This is a genomic window from Streptomyces sp. NBC_01003, assembly GCF_045162695.1.
In the GTDB taxonomy this organism is placed as follows: domain Bacteria; phylum Actinomycetota; class Actinomycetes; order Streptomycetales; family Streptomycetaceae; genus Streptomyces.
On record NZ_CP108707.1, the window covers coordinates 389,321 to 405,601 of the forward strand.

Here is a 16,281-nt window from a genome sequence, read left to right on the forward strand (position 1 = left end):
CAACTTTTGACTTCAGTTACTGTAATCAACCTTAACGGTCGATTGCAGTCGCTGTAATCACGTAGGATCTACCCATGGGTAGATGGGAGCCGAACGCGCGCGGGCGCCTGGCGACAGCAGCGCTGGAGCTCTACAGCGAGCGCGGATACGAACAGACCACCGTGGCGGAGATCGCCCAACGCGCCGGGCTCACGGAACGGACCTTCTTCAATCACTACGCCGACAAACGCGAGGTACTGTTCGCCACCGTCGGCGAGTTTCAGGAGCTGTTCGTACGGGCGGTCTCCGATGCGCTGAAGTCCGTGGCGCCGATCGACGCGCTGGCGGTGGGACTCGATGCGATCTCCGGGATGCTCACCGACCAACGCGACTTCGTGCGCACTCGACAGGCTGTGATCATGGCGAACCCCGAGCTCCAGGAGCGCGACCTGCTCAAGATCGCCTCAGTCTCGGCCGCGCTCGCCGACGCCCTGCGCCGACACGGCGTCACGGAGCCGGCCGCGAGCCTGGCCGCCGAGTCGGGGGTCGCCGTCTTCAAAGTCGGCTTCGAGCGCTGGATCGCGGCAGACGGGGAGAGCGAGTTGTCGCGGTTGATGCGGGAAGCGCTGGAAGAACTCAAGGCCGTCACCGCGGGCGGCGAGGCGTCTTGACCTGAAGGAGTGCCGCCGACCGGCAACGTCACCCGCCCACGCCCCTCCCCCAGCCACGGCCCGTGACGGACTCCCGAACGAGCCTCCGCAGCATGGCCAATACGTCGGCCTGCGAGCACCGGGGTGGCGGCGAGCACGCGTGAGGAGCTCGTCGCCGCGATCACCCACGTGCTGGTCAGCACTGCGCTTCGCGGGCATTGTCACCCGTACTTCAAGTGGCGACTACAGGCTCACCGGGCGCAGTTCGCCGCCACAGAGTTCCTCAGCGTCACGGCTGTCCTTCGGCCTGTGCGACCGTGGGTGCCGGTGTTGAAGCGAGCCGACGCGAAGTCGTCGCCCGACACTGGTAAGGCCAGCGGTGACGATCTTGCTGTCGGTCTGTACCGCCGACCACACCGCCCACCACGATCTTCAATCAGCTGAACGTGCGCCGATAGGCGTGAGGGCTGACTCCGGTGGTGCGCTTGAAGCGGTCACGGAAGGCGGTGGGTGAGCCGAAGCCGACCTGGGTGCCGATGCGTTCGACGGAGTGGCGTGTGGTCTCGAGGAGGTGCTGGGCCTGGCGGATGCGGGCGCGGTGGAGCCACTGGAGCGGGGTGGTGCCGGTCTGTTCGCGGAAGCGGCGCATCAAGGTCCGGGTACTGGTCCCGGCGTGGGCGGCGATGTCGGCGAGGGTGAGGTCGGCGCCCAAGTTGCCCTGCAACCAGATCAGCACGGGTTCGAGGGTCGAGCCCTGAGGGCTGGGCGCGTAGTCGTGGACGATGAACTGCGCCTGGCCGCCCTCCCGTTCCAGGGGCATGACGGAAAGCCGGGCGGCGTCGGCGGCGACGGCCGAGCCGTAGTCGCCGCGAATCATGTGCAGACACAGGTCCAGGCCCGCGGCGGCGCCGGCCGAGGTGAGGAACTGGCCGTTGTCGACGTACAGGACGTCCGGGTCCACCTCGATCTCCGGGTGGGCCGCGGCCAGGGCGTCGGCCGCGACCCAGTGCGTGGTGACGCGCAGGCCGTCGAGGAGGCCGGTGGCGGCCAGCGGGAAGGTGCCCGTGCAGATGGAGGCGATGCGCGTGCCGTCCTCGGCGGCCGCCCGCAGCGCGTCGCGGACGGCGGGCGCCAGCGGAGCCACGAGGGCGGCCGTACCGGGCACGATGATCGTGTCCGCGCCCTTCAGCCCTTCCAGCCCCCACGGGGCCCGCAGGGTGAAGGAGCCCGTGTCGATCTCTGGGCGCTCGGCGCACACGCGGATCTGGTAGCCGGGGCGTCCGTCCGGAAGGCGGGTGCGCGTGAAGACCTCGATCGGGGTGGCCAGATCGAACGGGATCACCTGATCCAGCGCGAGGACAGCGACAGTGTGCATGGCCAGAAGATACCGCTTCTCCGGGGGCACAGCCTTGGCCCGAGCACCCCGCCAGCCCTTCCTTGGCCAGCTCAGTGGCCTCTTCACCAGTGATGGCGTTATTCCGTTGAAAGGTGTCACTAATGCCACTGGGGCAGGACTCGGCAGCCGATTAGCGTCGGGAGCGAGCCCGGTGCAGACCGGGCCTGTCGCACTCCCGAAGGAACCCTTCATGCACGCCCAGATCGTCCTGTTCGACGGCTTCGATCCACTCGATGCCATCGGCCCCTATGAAGTGCTGTACGCCGGCGGCACCGCTTCCGGCGGTGCGGTGAGCGTGGAGCTGGTTTCCGCCGAAGGACCGCGCGAGGTGGTCAGCGGCACCGGGGGCCTGGTGCTGCGCGCCACGACCGCCCTCGACCCCACACGCGCGGGCCTGATTCTGGTGCCCGGCGCCTCGGGCCGCGTGGGAGAACCCGGCGAAGTCCCTGACCATGACGCGGGGGCCGGGGAGTGGCAGCAGGACGAATTCATCCCCGTGCTCCTGGGCCGCACCCTGACCACCGAGCTGCCTGCGCTGCTGAAGGCGGCGATGGACAATCCGGAGGTGACGGTCGGCGCGGTGTGCGGCGGCTCGCTCGTCCTGGCCATGGCCGACCTGCTGGAGGGCCGCCATGCGACCACCCACCACTTGGGCCTGGACATGCTCGATGCCACTGGCGTCCACGCCGTGAGCGCCCGCGTCGTCGATGACGGCGACCTCGTCACCGGCGCCGGTGTCACCTCCGGCCTCGACCTCGGCCTGTACCTGCTGGAGCGCGAGGTGGGCCCCCAGATCGCCCACGCCGTCGAGGAGTTGTTCGCACATGAACGCCGCGGCACCGTCTGGCGTCATCACGGCCCGGCGCCCGTCGGCCTCTGACCACACACCGCACCTCCCCTCGCATTACCTCTGCTCACATCGCACCGTGAGGAAGCAGCAACAGCATGTCCGTTGAAGGCACTTGGGACCTGTCCGTCTCCACCCCCATCGGTAAGATCAAGGCCGTCGTCGAACTACTGCGCCAGGACGGTGTCCTGACCGGGGTCGCCCACGGGACGGGAGAGGAAGTCCCACTCACCGATATCACCCTCGACGGCGACCGGCTCACCTGGAAGCAGACCGTCACCAAGCCCCTGCGCCTGAACCTGGCCTTCGCCGTGACGATCAGTGGCGACACCTTGACCGGCGCCTCCAGGGCCGGACGCCTCCCGGCATCCAAGGTCACCGGCCGACGCCGTGCCGTCCGAGCGGCGACGGAACACTGACCGTGACGAAACTCCTCCTCTCCCTGCATGTCCTGGCCGCCGTGCTGGCCATCGGTCCAGTCACCGTCGCCGCGAGCATGTTCCCCAAAGCACTGCGCCGCATCGACGCCGACCCGGGTGACCACGAGGCGATCCTGACCCTGCGGATGCTGCACCGCATCTGCCGCGTCTACTCGGCCGTCGGCATCGCGGTTCCCGTCTTCGGGTTCGCCACGGCCAGCAGCCTCGGCGTCCTCGGCAGCGGGTGGCTGATCGCCTCGATCCTGCTGACCGCCGCGGCCGCCGCCAACTTGGCGCTGCTGATCCTTCCCGCCCAGGAAAACGCTCTCGCTGTCGCGCAGATGCCCGGTCCCGGCTCCCGATCCGCCGGCCGCCTCGCCATGCTCACCGGCGTCTTCAACCTGCTGTGGGCAACGGTCACCGTCCTGATGATCATCCGTCCCGGCTCCACCACAGGAGCATGACCGTGCGCTTTCGCCCCTTGCGCATCGCCGCACATGTCGAACTCATCTCCCTGGTCATCATGTTGGCCAACCTCGCCACCGCGCACCTCGAACCCATCTCCTCCTTGATGGGCCCCACCCACGGCTGCGCCTACCTGTTCGTCGTGACCGCGACCTGGCGCCTCGACCCGGTCACAGCCACGGCCACCACCAAGGCCACTGCCGCCATTCCCGGTGTCGGCGGCCTCCTCGCGCTCCGTCAGCTCCCACCCCGGCACCATTGATCAACACAGCCGGGACGCCGTTCAGTCCTGACGTCCTTGGCCTCGGCGCCGATCTCGTACCGAGAGCCACTTGCCGGCCGACGGCGGCAGCGAGAGGAGACAAGGGAGACAAGAAGGGGGCTGCGGTCAGATCACGAGGGCACGGCGGTGTGCGCTTCGCGGACGATGCGATCAGCAGTGAGGCCGCGGTGTCGAACCACCCGCCGACATCGCCGAATTCGCCTTTCATGTCGGCGAAGTCGTTCGCCAGCGTGCACAGATTGCGGTGCAACAGCACCACCTGCCACGCTGCCTCGTCGGCGGGCTCGCCCAGCGTCCAGGCTCGCCCAACGTCCAGACGAAACCATTGATGTCGGTGCGGCGGGGGTGGGCACGGACGCGGGGATGGAGGCCCTCAGCGAGGGCTTACGCACTAGTCATCACGTGTCATCCATCGATGTCATTGCGCGATGAAATGTTGCGGAGCCCCTGCTTCTCTGCCGTCCGCCGTGCCCACCATCGGGGTCAGCGCCTCACCCCGCGCGCCGCGCGGTCGCTCACCGCCCGACGGTCAGCCGGTACGTCCGGGAAGCGTCCGCGAGGCCCGCCGTGCTGCGTGCCGTGATCGTGAAGCGGTCTGTACCCGGCGCGGTGGGCGTGCCCGTGATGCCTCCGGTGTCCTGGTTGAGGTGCAGGCCGTCGGGCAGGGCACCCGCAGATATCTCGTAGCGGACCGTCGCAGGGGTGTTGGTGGTGACGCGGGCCCCGTAGAGGCGGCGGTGCTTTGCGGTGGGCAGGGCGTCGGCGGACAGAGCGGGGGCAGGGGTGAGGACGCTTTCGGGCGTGCCGATCGGGGTGCCGTCCGCATCGGTCTGCTGGAGGGACCATTCCTTGCCGGGGGTGACGACGTCGAGGTGCCAGTTCGTCGTCAGGTCCCGCAGCCGCGTGCGCTGCGCCTCGGTGAAGGCGCCGACGTTGCGGGCCGCTTCCCACTGCTTGATGGCGTCGAGGATGCGCAGTGCCTTCTCGCCGCCCGCGGTCAGGTCGGCGATGCCGCCCTGGAAGCCCACGCCCGCGTTCAGGCCCGCGGCGCGCGCCAGCTTGCCCTCGATGCTCACCAGCGTCTCGGACGACCTGAGGCTGATCCAACCCAGCATTCCGGGAAGGAAGTTGGCGCGATAGAAGGCATTGTTGACGAGGACCTGATTCCAGGAGGTGACGCCGACCTCGCCCCAGCTCGCCCGGGTCAGCGCGTCCCAGGTGTTGGAGGACATCCTGCTGGTCTCGGTGACGAAGCCGTCCTTGCGCTGGTTCTTCCTGTAGGTGCCGTTGATGAGGCGCGCCATACCGTAGCTGCCCCAGCCCGACTCTCCCGCCGACTCCACGCCGTCGTAGGAGTTGGCGCGGATGCCGGTGGTGTTCCAGGCGGTGGAAAGGCGGTCGGCGATCTCGTCGATGATGCCGATGCCACCGATGGGGCTGTTGTAACTGTTGAGCAGGAGGCGCGCGACGGTTTCGCCGCCGGCGTGGGCGCCGGCGGTCGAGCCCATCTGGGCACGCTTGACGCCCGTAAGTTCCCACGTGTCGCCGGACTGCGCGGCGGTCGCGTACTGCACGAACTCGTCGCCGATGCGCAGCATTTGGCCGTACGGGCCGCTGCCGAGGAGCGCGCCGGCGTCGAGAGTCAGGGTGGTGTCCGTCGCGGTGAGCGGGCGGATGAGGCGGGCACGGCCGCCGAGGGCAAGGCGCGGGTCGGCGGGGGCGGCGACATAGGCGTCGTTGGTGGAGATGAAGTCGGAGATCGTGTGCACGCCGATGTGGACGCCGTCGGCCTCGGCGGCGCGCACGGCCGCCGTCGCACCGGCGTCGTCGCCGCCGAGCGAGGAGTCGAACTGGTAGTGGCCGGTGGTCTGCCAGGGGCCGACGGCGTTGGGCAGGGAGTAGACGCAGCCGACGCCCGCGGCCTGCGCGAGACGGGCCGCGTCCGGGACGTTCGCGCTCTTGAGGTCGTGGAACACGAGGAAGGACTCGCTGCTGGCCTGGGCCGTCTTCTGCCACTGGCCGTTCTGCGTCGGGTACGGCAGTCCTTCGCCGGAGGCGACGGCCGACAGGACGGTCGGGGTGAGGTCGGGTGCCGCGCCGAACAGGGCGATGCTCGAGCCGGTCACGCGCCCCTGGCCGCCGGGCAGCGGGCCGACGGGGATGCGGTATCCGGCGCGGGTCCCGCGCGGGCGCTCCTTGGTGTAGTCGAAGGTGAAGGCGCGCAGCACGGAGCCCCATGGGGTGCGCCCGGCCACGCTCCACTCCTCGTGCGGGGCGACCTGTAGGTCGGAGGGGTTGTCGGCGACCTCGCTCTCCCAGCCGAGGTCCTGGTACTCCTGCGGCCAGGCGCCCTCGGTGCGGTCGGTGAGCGGACGCAGCCCGAGCGCGAACGCGCCGTCGTGTACTACGCCGACGCACTCGCCGACCGTCTGCGTCACGTTCGTCGCGAACGGGCCCCACAGCAGCGTCTGTACGTCCGCACCGCGGGGGCCCTGGACCCGTACGGCTTCGAGCGTGGTGTAGGTGCTCTTCGCCCGCACCTCCACGTCGACGGTCACTCCCGCGGTGTCGTGGGTGAACCGCAGCAGTGAGTGGCTGACGCGGGCGACGCGGGTCGGCCGGACCTGCTTCCCGTCGACGACGAGGCTGACGAGCGAGGCTGATCTGCCGTCGGCGGCGTACTCGCGGCCGGTGCGGTTGTCGCGCAGGGACACGACGGTTCCTGCCGAGTCGAGGCCGACGGCGAGGTGTCCTGCGGTGAGGGTGAGTGTGCCCTTGGTGTGCTGCGGCGTGGCCGCAGCGGACTGTCCGGCGGCGCCGGCGGGTGCGGTCGTGGTGACGCCGATGCCCAGCGCCAGTGCACCGACGCCGAGGACCGTTCTGCGGGACGGGTACGTACTCATGGCTCTCTCCTTCTTCCACTGTGGTCACAGGTCGGGCCGGCACGGGCTACAGGTGCACGACCTGTCCCGTGCGCCGCGCGTGTTCCGCGGCGAAGACGATGCGGTGGGTGTCGCGGCTCTCCTGGGCGCCGGTCAGGAGCAGTTCGGGGCGCCCTTCGTGCAGGGCCCGCAGGAACGCGGTCATCAGCCCTTCGTCGCCGCCGCTGTGGCCCTCGGCCGCCGATGAGCCTCCGTTGTCCGTGTCGACGACGGTGCGTTCGTCGGTGGCGAAGTCGTAGATCTCGATGGTGCGGCCGTCACCGGTGAGCTGGCCACGCGTCCCGAAGATCTTGGTGTGGCGGTTCTCCTGCGGGGTGAACGCGGTCAGCGTGAACGCGGCGGTGACCCCGTCCTCGTACTCCAGGTTCACCACCTGGTGGTCGACGACGTCGTTGTCGCTGCGGTAGACGCAGCGCCCGTACGGTCCGGTGCGCAGGGCGCGGGTGACCGCCTCCTCGGTCAGTTCCTCGGCCGCAATCCTGGTGAAGTACCGCTTGACGCCGCCCTCGCGCAGCCCCACGTGGTACAGCTTCTGTGCCGCGTAGGGGCAACTGCCCTGGGCCAATGGGCAGTCGAGGCAGCGCTCGGTCGATCCGGCGGGCGCGTTCTCCGGCCGGAAGTGGCGCAGCGAACCGAATGAGGAGACGGCGCGCACAGGCCGTCCGACGATGTGGCTGAGCCAGTCGATGTCGTGGCAGGACTTGGACAGCAGTGCGAACGTCGACTCGTCCGTGCGCCGCCAGTTGCCGCGGACGAAAGAGTGGGCGTAGTGCCAGTAGCCGATGGGTTCCAGGTGCTGGACGGAGACGATGTCGCCGATGCGTCCCGCGTCCAGGAACTCCTTGAGGCGGCGCGTGTACGGCGCGTACCGCATCACGTGGCAGACGGTCAGCGAGACCCCGGCTTGTTGCGCTGCGGCGGCGATCGCGTCGATGTCCTCGGCGCTGAGCGCCATCGGCTTCTCGAGCAGCAGGTCGTAGCCGAGCGCCGCGAACGCCTGGGCGGCTTCCAGGTGTTGGGCGTCCTGTACGGCGATGACCACGGCGTCGGCGAGCCGTGGCCGGGCGGCCAGTTCGCGCCAGTCGTCGAACCGGGCGTCGTCCGAAACGCCGTGACGCTGGGCCAGTGCGGTACGGCGCGCGGTTCGCGGTTCCGCGATCGCCGTGATACGCACGGGTGTCTCCGCGCGCTCGGCGAGCTCCAGATATCCGGTGCCGCGCGCCCCGGCCCCGGCGACGGCGAGGGTCAGCGGGCGGTCGAGGGTACGGCCGTGATGGGCGTGCAGATTGGCGAACGGGGGGGTGGGCAGTTGGGTCACGTACGTCATCCCTTGACGGCTCCTCCGGTGAGGCCCTTGACGAAGTGCCTCTGGAGAGCGAGGTAGAAGATCAGGACGGGCAGCGCGGCAAGAAACATCAGGCCGAAGACCTGGCCGTAGTCGGCCTGGTGCTCGCCGATGGCGCGGTAGACGCCGACGGTGACGGTGGTGCCGCCGGCCGGGCCGAGGATGATCAGCGGGTTGAGGAAGTCGTTCCAGATCCACACCCCGAGGAAGATCAGCACGCTGGCGGTGGCCGGCCGCAGCAGCGGGAAGACGACCTGCCAGAACGTGCGCCACCGGCCGGCGCCGTCGAGCTGCGCGGACTCCTCCAGTTCGAGCGGTACGGTGCGGATGAAGCCGGAGAAGACGAAGACTCCGAAGGGCACGTAGTAGCCGACGTTGAACGCGACGATCCCCTGAAGGGTCGTCATCATCCCGGCCAGGCGGAGGACTTCGGTGACCGGGACGAGGATCACCTGTGGCGGGATCATCAGGCCCGCGAGCAGCACGAGCAGGGTCAGGCGCGCGAGGCGGCTGCGTGAGCGGCAGAGGTAGTGGCCGAGCAGCGCGGAGACGACAGTGAGCACGACGATCGAGAAGAGAGTGATCGTCACGGAGTTGATCAGGCCGTTCCAGAACAGCCGGTCGGGCCGGTCCAGGGCGGCGCGGAGGTTGTCGAGGGTGGGCGGCCACGGCAGGGAAGCCGGGTGCCCGGCGATGTCCTTGCCCGGCTTGAAGACATTGGTGAGGACCAGATAGAGGGGCAGGAAGAACGCGGCGGTGACGACGAGGGCGGCCACGGGCCGGACCCACGGTGCCTTTGTCGTACGGGAGTTGGCTGCGGACATCACAAGTCGACCTCTCGGCGCTGCAGGAATCGCAGGGCGACGCTGGAGACGGCGGCGACGATCACCAGCATCAGCAAGGCCATGGCGGAGGCCTCGCCCGTGCGGTTGGCGGTGAACCCGGTCCGGACCACGCTGAAGGCGAGCGTGGCGGTGGTGCCGGTGCCCGGCCCGCCGGCGGTGAGGACCTGGATGTGGTCGTACGCCTTGAAGCCGGTGATCAGCAGCATGACGGTGTTGATGGTCAGCGCGGGCGCCAGCATCGGCCACGTGACCTTGCGGAACTGCAGCCACGGCCCTGCGCCGTCTAGCTGCGCCGCCTCGCGCAGTTCGCCGGGCACGCCCTGCAGTCCGGCGAGATAGACGACGGCGCAGAAGCCGAGCATCTGCCAGCTGATGATGAAGCCGACGGAGTACAGGGCGAGATCGGGGTCGGACAGCCAGCCCGGCGGCGAGGAGACTCCCGCCGAACGCAGCAGGGTGTTGACGAGCCCGTCGTCGGTGAGCATCGCCTGCCACACAACGGAGACGACCACCGACGACAGGACGACCGGGACGAAGAAGACGCCGCGCAGCGCGTGGTAGAGGCGGCCGCGCCGGTCGAGCAGGACGGCGACCGCGAGGCCCGCGACGTTGGGCACGATCACGATGACCAGCGAGAGGATCGTCGTGACCTTGAGGGCCGTCCGAAAGGTCTCGTCGGTGAGGAGTTCGGTGTAGTTGTCAAGGCCGACGAAGTGGGTGTGCGGGGCGAACTGGTTGGCGTTGGTGAAGCTGTAGCCCACGCTGAGCGCGATCGGGGCGACGACGAAGCAGGCGTAGAAGAGCAGCCCCGGAGCGCCGAAGCCGAGGAAGTGCCGCGCCGCGGGCCACGGGCTGCGGCGTGCGGGCGAGGCGGCGCGGTCCGTGCGGCGGGACGGCACGGCGGTGGCACGGTCGTCGGTGAGCGCGCTCATTCGGTGTCGGCCTTCGCCCACGCCTCGTCCAGGGCCTTGGTGACCTGGTCGGCGTTCTTGCGGCCCGCGATGATGTCCTGCGCGAAGGCGTACGACTGGTCGACCGTGCCGGGCAGCATCGCGTCGTCGCCCGTCTCCACGAGGAAGGCGTTGACGACGCCGTCCGCCGAGACCGCGCTGTCGTAGACCTCGGCCGTGGCCCGGTAGACGGGGCCCATGCCCTGCGGCGGCGTATAGCCCTTCTCGGCGATGATGGCGCCGTCGGACTTCACCACCGCGTCGAGGTTCCGGCGGTCCTCGTTGAAGGCGAGCGCGAACTTCTTGGCCAGGTCGACGTGCGCGGACTTCGCACTGACCGACATGCCGCCGCCGGTGTAGGAGGGGAGCACGGTCGAACCGTCCTCGGTCGGAAAGGTGAAGACACCGATGTCGTCCTTGACCGGGCTCTGGTCGGCGGCGGTGGCGAACCAGCCGCCCATCGGGTACATCGCACCCTTGCCGGCCAGGAACGCCTTCTCGGTCGCCGCGTAGTCGCGGGAGAGGCCCGACGAGTCGACGTAACCCTTGTCGACCAGGCCGACGAACTTCCCGGTGGCGTTCTTGAACAGTGGATCTGTGAACTTGACCTTGCCCGCGCGGCGTTGGGCCAGCCAGTCCGGTGTCTTCCTGTACACATCGGTGCCGACAAGCGCGGTCCACAGGTACGAGGCCGCGAAGGAGTCCTTGCCGCCCCCGCCCACGACGAACGGATCGACGCCCGCCTTCTTCAGCGTGGCGGAGTCCTCCAGCAGCTCCCGGTACGTCTTCGGAGGCGCATCGATGCCGGCTGTGCGGAATATGGACTTGCGGTAGTAGACGAGCGGCGTCGGCTGGGTGTTGTACGGGAGCTGGTAGATCTTCCCGCCGATGGGGTTGGAGTGCGGGAAGGTGAACGATGTCAACTCGGCGTCAGTGAACGGCGCGAGCTGTCCCGACTCGGCGAACCCCGACGGCGACACCGCGATCATCACATCCGGGAACTGACCCGAGCCGAGCAGCTGCTTGGCGTACCCGGTGCGGTCGGCGCTCGGCGCGACGAGCTTCTTGATCCGCACCCCCGGCACCTTCTTCTCCGCGCGGGCGATGGCGGCGTCCCAGTACTTCGCGTCCAGGTTCGGCGTCTCGAAGGTCAGAAAAGTCAAGGTGGCCTTGCCCTCCCCGTCGTCGGCGGACGTCGTGCCGGCCGGGCTGCACGCACCGGCGACAAGGCCAAGAAGCAGCAGGGGCATGGTGGTTCGGGCGATACGGTGCACGGATCACGCTCGTTTCAGGCGGAGGTCGACGGCCGCGGCGGACGGGAACGCGCTGCCGCCCGTGCGGTTTTATTTCTGCTACCTTCTGAAATAAAGCGGCTCGATAGTCCACCCGGGCCGCCACCACGTCAAGGGGGTCGATTCACATCGCTGCCACATCGGGGGCCGATTCCTCACTGCTGCGCCGGTTCAACCAGGCCGCCGTGCTGCGCGCTCTGCACGCCGCCGCGGACACCGGGCTGACCCTCACCGAGCTGGTCAAGGCCACCGAAGTCGCCCGCGCCACCGTCGAGAACGCGCTGGCCGGTCTCGTCGAGCAGGGCCTGGCCGCGGAGGTCACCCCCGACCCCGACGCGCCCCGACGCCTGGGCCGCCCCGCCAAGCGCTACCGCTTCCGCGCCGAGTCCGGCTGCGTCCTCGGCCTCGACATAGGCGTCCACAAGGCGCTCGCCGTCGTCTGCGACCTGGCCGGCACCGTGCTCGGGGTGCACCGCACCGCCATGGGGCCCGAGCTGACCCCGGACCAACGCATCGCCGCGGCACGGGCGTTGGGTCACCGGACGCTGCGCGGCGCCGGACAGCAGACCGACGCCGTACGGGCCGTGGGCGTCGGCACCACCGGGATCGTCGACACCGACCACACCGTCACGATCAGCGCCGTGCTGCCCGAGTGGCAGGGCACGAATCTCGCGTCCGCGTTCGAGACGACCTTCGGCGCGCCCGTCGTCGCCGGCAACGACTCCAAGCTGGCTGCGCTCGGCGAGCGCTGGCGCGGCGGCGCCACCGACGCCCGCGACGTCGTCTACATCCATGTGGGGCGCCGCATCTCGGCCGGCATCCTGCTGGACGGCACCGTCCTGCACGGTCGGCACGGCGCGGCCGGGGAGATCGGCGTCCTGCCCGGCTCCGGCTGGCACAACGCACACCGGCGGCTCCTGGAGCGGTGGGGCACGCCCGAGCGGCTCTTCGACGCGGCGCGCTGCGACGACCCCGCGGCGATCAAGGCCCTCGACGGCTTCGCCGCCGACCTCGTCCAGGGCGTCGCCGCCGTGGTCCTCACCGTCGACCCGGAGGCGGTCGTCATCGGTGGCGGTCTCTCCCGCGCCGGTGAACTCCTCCTCGCTCCCCTGCGCAGCCGCCTCGCCGAGCTCTGCCTCTTCCCCGTGGCCGTGGTCGCCTCCCAACTCGGTGACCAGGCGGTGGCCCACGGAGCGCTCCGGCTCGCCCTCGACGGAGTGGAAAACCGCCTGTTCAGCATCGAGCACTGAGACCACCTTCGGCAGCACGCGCGGGGACGCCCCCTCAGGCTCCTTCAGGCCCGCCGCGCGCCGCGTGATCGCGGCTGCGCTCGGAGAACACCAGGTCGGCCGGGGCCGGCGGAGGAGCAGTGCGGCGGGCCCGCCCGGCCAAGTGGGCGCTCGGTTGCCCCAGGAAGGGACAAGGCCAAGGGCGAGAACAGCAGGTGGGACGGCGGCTGCACGAGAGGCAGGACTTCCACGACTCCATGCAGACGCACACGGCGGCGGCACTCATCGACGAGTGGCGCGACCAGCAGGACGCGGCGAAGAAGAGCGACAGGGCAACGTGCCCGGACCTGAGCAAGGGCTGAGCCTCCAGCACGATCACCGTCCGGCCCCCTGCCAAATGGAGGCGTCGCAGCCGGCCTGGGCACCGTCCTTCCAGTGACTGGTGAAAGCCCCTACCGGGGAAATCCGGTTGGGCGTTTCGATGCTCGGCGCAGACGGGCGAGTTATTGGTCTAGGCCAGCCGCTCCTGTCCCGGTATCCTCGCCCGTAGCCAGTGGCACACAATCCCCCCACCCACGTTGCGTGCTGGCGCGGGCGACGCCCGCTCAACTCCACCCAAAGCAGCCGGGTGAACTCCCCCCACTCGCCGCCTCTAGGAGTCACGGTGAAATTTCGCACCAGAAGCTCTGCGATCATCGGCACCATCTGCCTTGCCACTTCCCTCGCTTTCGCCACGGCGTACGCCGACGAGCCGGCCGCCCCGTCCCAGGCGGCGGCAGATGTCGCGCTCACGGAAGTGGCCACAGCCCAGAATCCGACCGCAGGTGCCGCCGGGCCCGACGGCACCGTCTGGATAGCCGAACGCGCGGGCACCGTACGGGTCCTGGACGACCGGGGGCTCGGTGAGCCCGTTCTCGACATATCCAGTGAGACGACCACCGACGGTGAACGCGGCCTGCTGGGCGTGGCGTTCGACAACGAGTTCGACCACTTCTACATCTCGTACACGGATCTCGAGGGCACCAGCACCATCGACGAGTTCGCCGTGCAGTACGGCGCGATCCAGGCGGACTCCCGGCGTACGGTCCTCACCCAGACGCAGCCGTACGAGAACCACAACGGTGGCGACATCAAGTTCGGCCCCGACGGCTACCTCTACATCGCGTTCGGCGACGGCGGCTCGGGCGGTGACCCGCAAGGCAACGGGCAGAGTCTCGACACGCTGCTCGGCAAGCTCCTGCGGATCGACCCGAGCGGCGGCGAGCCGTACGCGATCCCGGCGGACAACCCGTTCGTGGACGACCCGGACGCGAAGGACGAGATCTGGTCGTACGGGCTCCGCAACCCGTGGCGGTTCTCCTTCGACTCGGGCACCGGCGACCTGCTGATAGGTGACGTCGGCCAGAGCGACTGGGAAGAGATCGACTGGGCCCCGGCGGACAGCGAGGGCGGCGAAAACTACGGCTGGGCCTCGATGGAGGGCACACATCCCTTCCGGGGTGGCACGGAGCCCGCGAACCACGTGCCGCCGGTCCATGAGTACGACCGTACCGGGCTGGGCTGCTCGGTGACCGGTGGATACGTCTACCGCGGCGACGCGATCCCGGACCTTCAGGGGCAGTACCTGTACAGCGACTACTGCGACGGCACCGTGCGCGGTCTGACGATCGAGAACGGCGAGGTGACGGGCCGGAGCGACCTCGGAGTCAACGGCGGCGAGGTCGTCTCGTTCGTGGAGGACGGCGACGGCGAGCTGTACGTGCTCGCCCTTGGCGGCAGCATCTCCCGTATCGACCCGGCGTAACAGTTTCAGTCGGCTCGTGGGAGCGTGAGCCGCTCACGACATCCCGTCCGATCATCTCGATCGGGCGGGATGTCGTCGTTCCCGGACTCACCGCGCCCGCATCGATTTCTCCGCGGCGCACACCAGCTCCACGACGGGCCGTGGCAATGAGCCGGTCGACGGGTCCTCGGCCTGCTCGACATGACGCTCTATGGTCGCGGCGAGGCGTGGGAGGACCGGCCCGTGATCGGCGATGTGCGCGAAGGGCACCCGCCCAAGGGCCGCAAGGCATACTGGCAACGGCGCTCGGACGCCGACGGCATCGCCACCTGGGGCCCGACCAGCCGGCCCGTGTCGCAGTGGAGCCGCACCAGCGCAACTCCCGTGGTGACCCCCGGCCACACGGCTCCAGACGATGACGAAGCTATTCCCCCCCACGCGCTCGATCGCCGCCCGGCATGGAACGGGGAGTGCCCCGTCGCCGGCCAGCGGCGACGGGGCACGCTCCTACGACCTCCGATCTGACCGGTCAGGACTGTGCCGTCAGCATGAAGCTCTGCGCAGGTAAGCCGTCGCAGGTGCGTTGGGTGAGCTGGGTGCTGTTCGTCGCGGCGCTCGCCGCCGTCAGGCACTTGGCGCTGTGTCGGGCGATGAAGTGGTAGCGCCCAGTACCTTCCTTGACGGGCAGCCATTGCTGGTTCTGCCCTCCGGCGTAACTCCAGAGTTGCAGCGGCGCCGTATCGGCGGCCGAGGCGCCGGTGACGTCGACGACCTGTTGCGGGTTGGCGCGGATGCCGACCTGACGGTATCCGCCCTCGGTCGAGCGGAGCCGGAACTGCTGCGCCTGCGTGCCGTTGCATGTGTACTGCTGGATCGCTGTCCCGTTCGCCGTGGCGGCCGAACGGGCGTCCACGCAGGTGCCGTTGCCACTGTTCTCCAGCGCGTACCAGGAGGTCTCGGAGATCGAATCCTCCGGCGGCGGCGTGGTGTCTGCGCCGCCCAGCCACTTCAGCCCGTCCAGCAGGAACCGGTTCTGGGTCTCACTAGCGAACGTCGACGACAGGCGGGTGTTGGTGTCGTAGTTCATCGCGTTGTGGCCGAAGTTCGCGTACAGCATCTTGTACTTCGTGTTGGTCCACAGGATCGGGTAATAGCCGCTGTACCAGGACTGGTTGGGATCCGTGCCCAGCGGGAAGCTGCTCGGGTCGACGGAGGCCAGGATCTTGATGTCCGGGTTCTGCCGAAGGTCGTTGGACCAGCTGTACCACTCGCTGACCGACGAGGTGAACGTGGCCGGCAGATTCCTGGTGGACGGATGGGTGCGGTCCTCGACCTTCAGAACCGCGGTCGTCGGGCCCCAGGTGTTGGACTTGAAATTGCCGCTGCCGAGGAACTGGTTGTGGTACCAGGGCCAGCTCGCCGCGTCGGTGGTGAAGGCCGAGACGTGGAAACCCATCCAGGCGCCACCGCCGCGCATGTACTGCTCGAATCCCGTCCGTTGGGCGGAGGTCTGCGGCAAGTCGTCGAGGAACAGAACGACTTGATAGGCACTTACGCCGCCGTTGCTGAGCAGGTCCCAGTTGTTGCTGGCGGTGTAGGTGAATCCGTTCGCCGCGGCCTGCTTGGGGAACCAGTCGTTCGCCTCCTTCTCGAAATCAATGTGCGCCGCGTCCCAGGTGCCGCTGTACAGCGCGAGCACCTTGAACGGCGCGGCCGCCGTGCTCGCCCGGGCGGCGGGCGGCGCCGCCAGGGTGAGCAGCGTCGCCAGCAGGAGGAGGACTCGCAGGGTCACGCGCGCCGAGCCGGATCTTAAAGTGTGCATCGTTGGATCGGTCCTTTCCGGGCTGGTCACGCGC

Annotated in this window: 14 protein-coding genes and 1 pseudogene; 8 read left to right on the forward strand and 7 right to left on the reverse strand. The window is 69.2% G+C overall.

Going from position 1 to position 16,281, the window contains the following annotated elements:
• Window positions 1-74: 74 nt before the first annotated feature.
• The gene (locus OG698_RS01980; RefSeq protein WP_406101006.1) at window positions 75-650 is read left to right on the forward strand and encodes a TetR/AcrR family transcriptional regulator; all 576 of its coding nucleotides are present in this window, start codon (window positions 75-77) and stop codon (window positions 648-650) included.
• 415 nt (window positions 651-1,065) lie between these two features.
• Here the strand turns inward: OG698_RS01980 and OG698_RS01985 are convergent, their stop codons facing one another.
• Window positions 1,066-2,004: a GlxA family transcriptional regulator gene (locus OG698_RS01985; protein WP_406101008.1), complete on the reverse strand. Its 939-nt coding sequence runs from the start codon at window positions 2,002-2,004 to the stop codon at window positions 1,066-1,068.
• A 211-nt stretch (window positions 2,005-2,215) separates the two neighbouring features.
• Here OG698_RS01985 and OG698_RS01990 point away from each other — a divergent pair, with 211 nt between their 5' ends.
• The 4 genes from OG698_RS01990 (at window position 2,216) to OG698_RS02005 (ending at window position 4,018) form a co-directional block, all read left to right on the forward strand.
• Window positions 2,216-2,905, forward strand: a complete 690-nt coding sequence (locus OG698_RS01990) for a DJ-1/PfpI family protein (RefSeq protein WP_406101010.1) — start codon at window positions 2,216-2,218, stop codon at window positions 2,903-2,905.
• Between the two features lie 65 nt (window positions 2,906-2,970).
• Window positions 2,971-3,291, forward strand: a complete 321-nt coding sequence (locus OG698_RS01995; RefSeq protein ID WP_406101012.1) for a hypothetical protein — start codon at window positions 2,971-2,973, stop codon at window positions 3,289-3,291.
• Between the two features lie 2 nt (window positions 3,292-3,293).
• Entirely contained in the window at window positions 3,294-3,755 is a 462-nt protein-coding gene (locus tag OG698_RS02000; protein WP_406101014.1) for a hypothetical protein, read from the forward strand.
• The gene (locus tag OG698_RS02005; protein WP_406101016.1) at window positions 3,752-4,018 is read left to right on the forward strand and encodes a DUF3817 domain-containing protein; all 267 of its coding nucleotides are present in this window, start codon (window positions 3,752-3,754) and stop codon (window positions 4,016-4,018) included. The genes OG698_RS02000 and OG698_RS02005 overlap by 4 nt, the downstream gene beginning before the upstream one ends.
• A 536-nt stretch (window positions 4,019-4,554) precedes the next feature.
• Here the strand turns inward: OG698_RS02005 and OG698_RS02010 are convergent.
• The 5 genes from OG698_RS02010 to OG698_RS02030 are packed head-to-tail and all read right to left on the reverse strand — an operon-like array spanning window position 4,555 to window position 11,395.
• Window positions 4,555-6,942: an Ig domain-containing protein gene (locus tag OG698_RS02010; RefSeq protein WP_406101018.1), complete on the reverse strand. Its 2,388-nt coding sequence runs from the start codon at window positions 6,940-6,942 to the stop codon at window positions 4,555-4,557.
• Between the two features lie 46 nt (window positions 6,943-6,988).
• The gene (locus OG698_RS02015; RefSeq protein WP_406101020.1) at window positions 6,989-8,308 is read right to left on the reverse strand and encodes a Gfo/Idh/MocA family protein; all 1,320 of its coding nucleotides are present in this window, start codon (window positions 8,306-8,308) and stop codon (window positions 6,989-6,991) included.
• A complete protein-coding gene (locus OG698_RS02020; RefSeq protein WP_406101022.1) occupies window positions 8,305-9,150 on the reverse strand; it encodes a carbohydrate ABC transporter permease in 846 nt (281 codons plus the stop codon). Before OG698_RS02020 ends, OG698_RS02015 begins: the two co-directional genes overlap by 4 nt.
• Window positions 9,150-10,103, reverse strand: a complete 954-nt coding sequence (locus tag OG698_RS02025; RefSeq protein WP_406101024.1) for a carbohydrate ABC transporter permease — start codon at window positions 10,101-10,103, stop codon at window positions 9,150-9,152. The genes OG698_RS02020 and OG698_RS02025 overlap by 1 nt, the downstream gene beginning before the upstream one ends.
• Window positions 10,100-11,395, reverse strand: a complete 1,296-nt coding sequence (locus OG698_RS02030) for an ABC transporter substrate-binding protein (protein ID WP_406101026.1) — start codon at window positions 11,393-11,395, stop codon at window positions 10,100-10,102. The genes OG698_RS02025 and OG698_RS02030 overlap by 4 nt, the downstream gene beginning before the upstream one ends.
• Window positions 11,396-11,598: 203 nt before the next feature.
• Between OG698_RS02030 and OG698_RS02035 the strand changes: the two genes are divergently transcribed.
• The 3 genes and pseudogenes from OG698_RS02035 to OG698_RS02045 form a co-directional block, all read left to right on the forward strand.
• Complete coding sequence (locus OG698_RS02035; RefSeq protein ID WP_406101028.1) at window positions 11,599-12,663, forward strand: ROK family protein; 1,065 nt, start codon at window positions 11,599-11,601, stop codon at window positions 12,661-12,663.
• Window positions 12,664-13,306: 643 nt separating this feature from the next.
• The gene (locus OG698_RS02040; RefSeq protein WP_406101030.1) at window positions 13,307-14,446 is read left to right on the forward strand and encodes a PQQ-dependent sugar dehydrogenase; all 1,140 of its coding nucleotides are present in this window, start codon (window positions 13,307-13,309) and stop codon (window positions 14,444-14,446) included.
• 121 nt (window positions 14,447-14,567) lie between these two features.
• Window positions 14,568-14,824, forward strand: a pseudogene (locus OG698_RS02045) (hypothetical protein); the annotation flags it as partial.
• Between the two features lie 130 nt (window positions 14,825-14,954).
• Here the strand turns inward: OG698_RS02045 and OG698_RS02050 are convergent.
• On the reverse strand, window positions 14,955-16,247 hold the full coding sequence (locus OG698_RS02050) for an RICIN domain-containing protein (protein WP_406110773.1): 1,293 nt from the start codon (window positions 16,245-16,247) through the stop codon (window positions 14,955-14,957).
• Between the last annotated feature and the right edge of the window lie 34 nt (window positions 16,248-16,281).

Bases quoted from the DNA above. Each gene is read 5' to 3' on its own strand.
- OG698_RS01980 (WP_406101006.1), top strand. From the start codon at position 75: ATGGGTAGATGGGAGCCGAACGCGCGCGGGCGCCTGGCGACAGCAGCG.
- OG698_RS02050 (WP_406110773.1), bottom strand. From the start codon at position 16,247: ATGCACACTTTAAGATCCGGCTCGGCGCGCGTGACCCTGCGAGTCCTC.
- OG698_RS02010 (WP_406101018.1), bottom strand. From the start codon at position 6,942: ATGAGTACGTACCCGTCCCGCAGAACGGTCCTCGGCGTCGGTGCACTG.
- OG698_RS02025 (WP_406101024.1), bottom strand. From the start codon at position 10,103: ATGAGCGCGCTCACCGACGACCGTGCCACCGCCGTGCCGTCCCGCCGC.
- OG698_RS02020 (WP_406101022.1), bottom strand. From the start codon at position 9,150: ATGTCCGCAGCCAACTCCCGTACGACAAAGGCACCGTGGGTCCGGCCC.
- OG698_RS02015 (WP_406101020.1), bottom strand. From the start codon at position 8,308: ATGACGTACGTGACCCAACTGCCCACCCCCCCGTTCGCCAATCTGCAC.
- OG698_RS02005 (WP_406101016.1), top strand. From the start codon at position 3,752: ATGACCGTGCGCTTTCGCCCCTTGCGCATCGCCGCACATGTCGAACTC.
- OG698_RS01990 (WP_406101010.1), top strand. From the start codon at position 2,216: ATGCACGCCCAGATCGTCCTGTTCGACGGCTTCGATCCACTCGATGCC.
- OG698_RS01995 (WP_406101012.1), top strand. From the start codon at position 2,971: ATGTCCGTTGAAGGCACTTGGGACCTGTCCGTCTCCACCCCCATCGGT.
- OG698_RS01985 (WP_406101008.1), bottom strand. From the start codon at position 2,004: ATGCACACTGTCGCTGTCCTCGCGCTGGATCAGGTGATCCCGTTCGAT.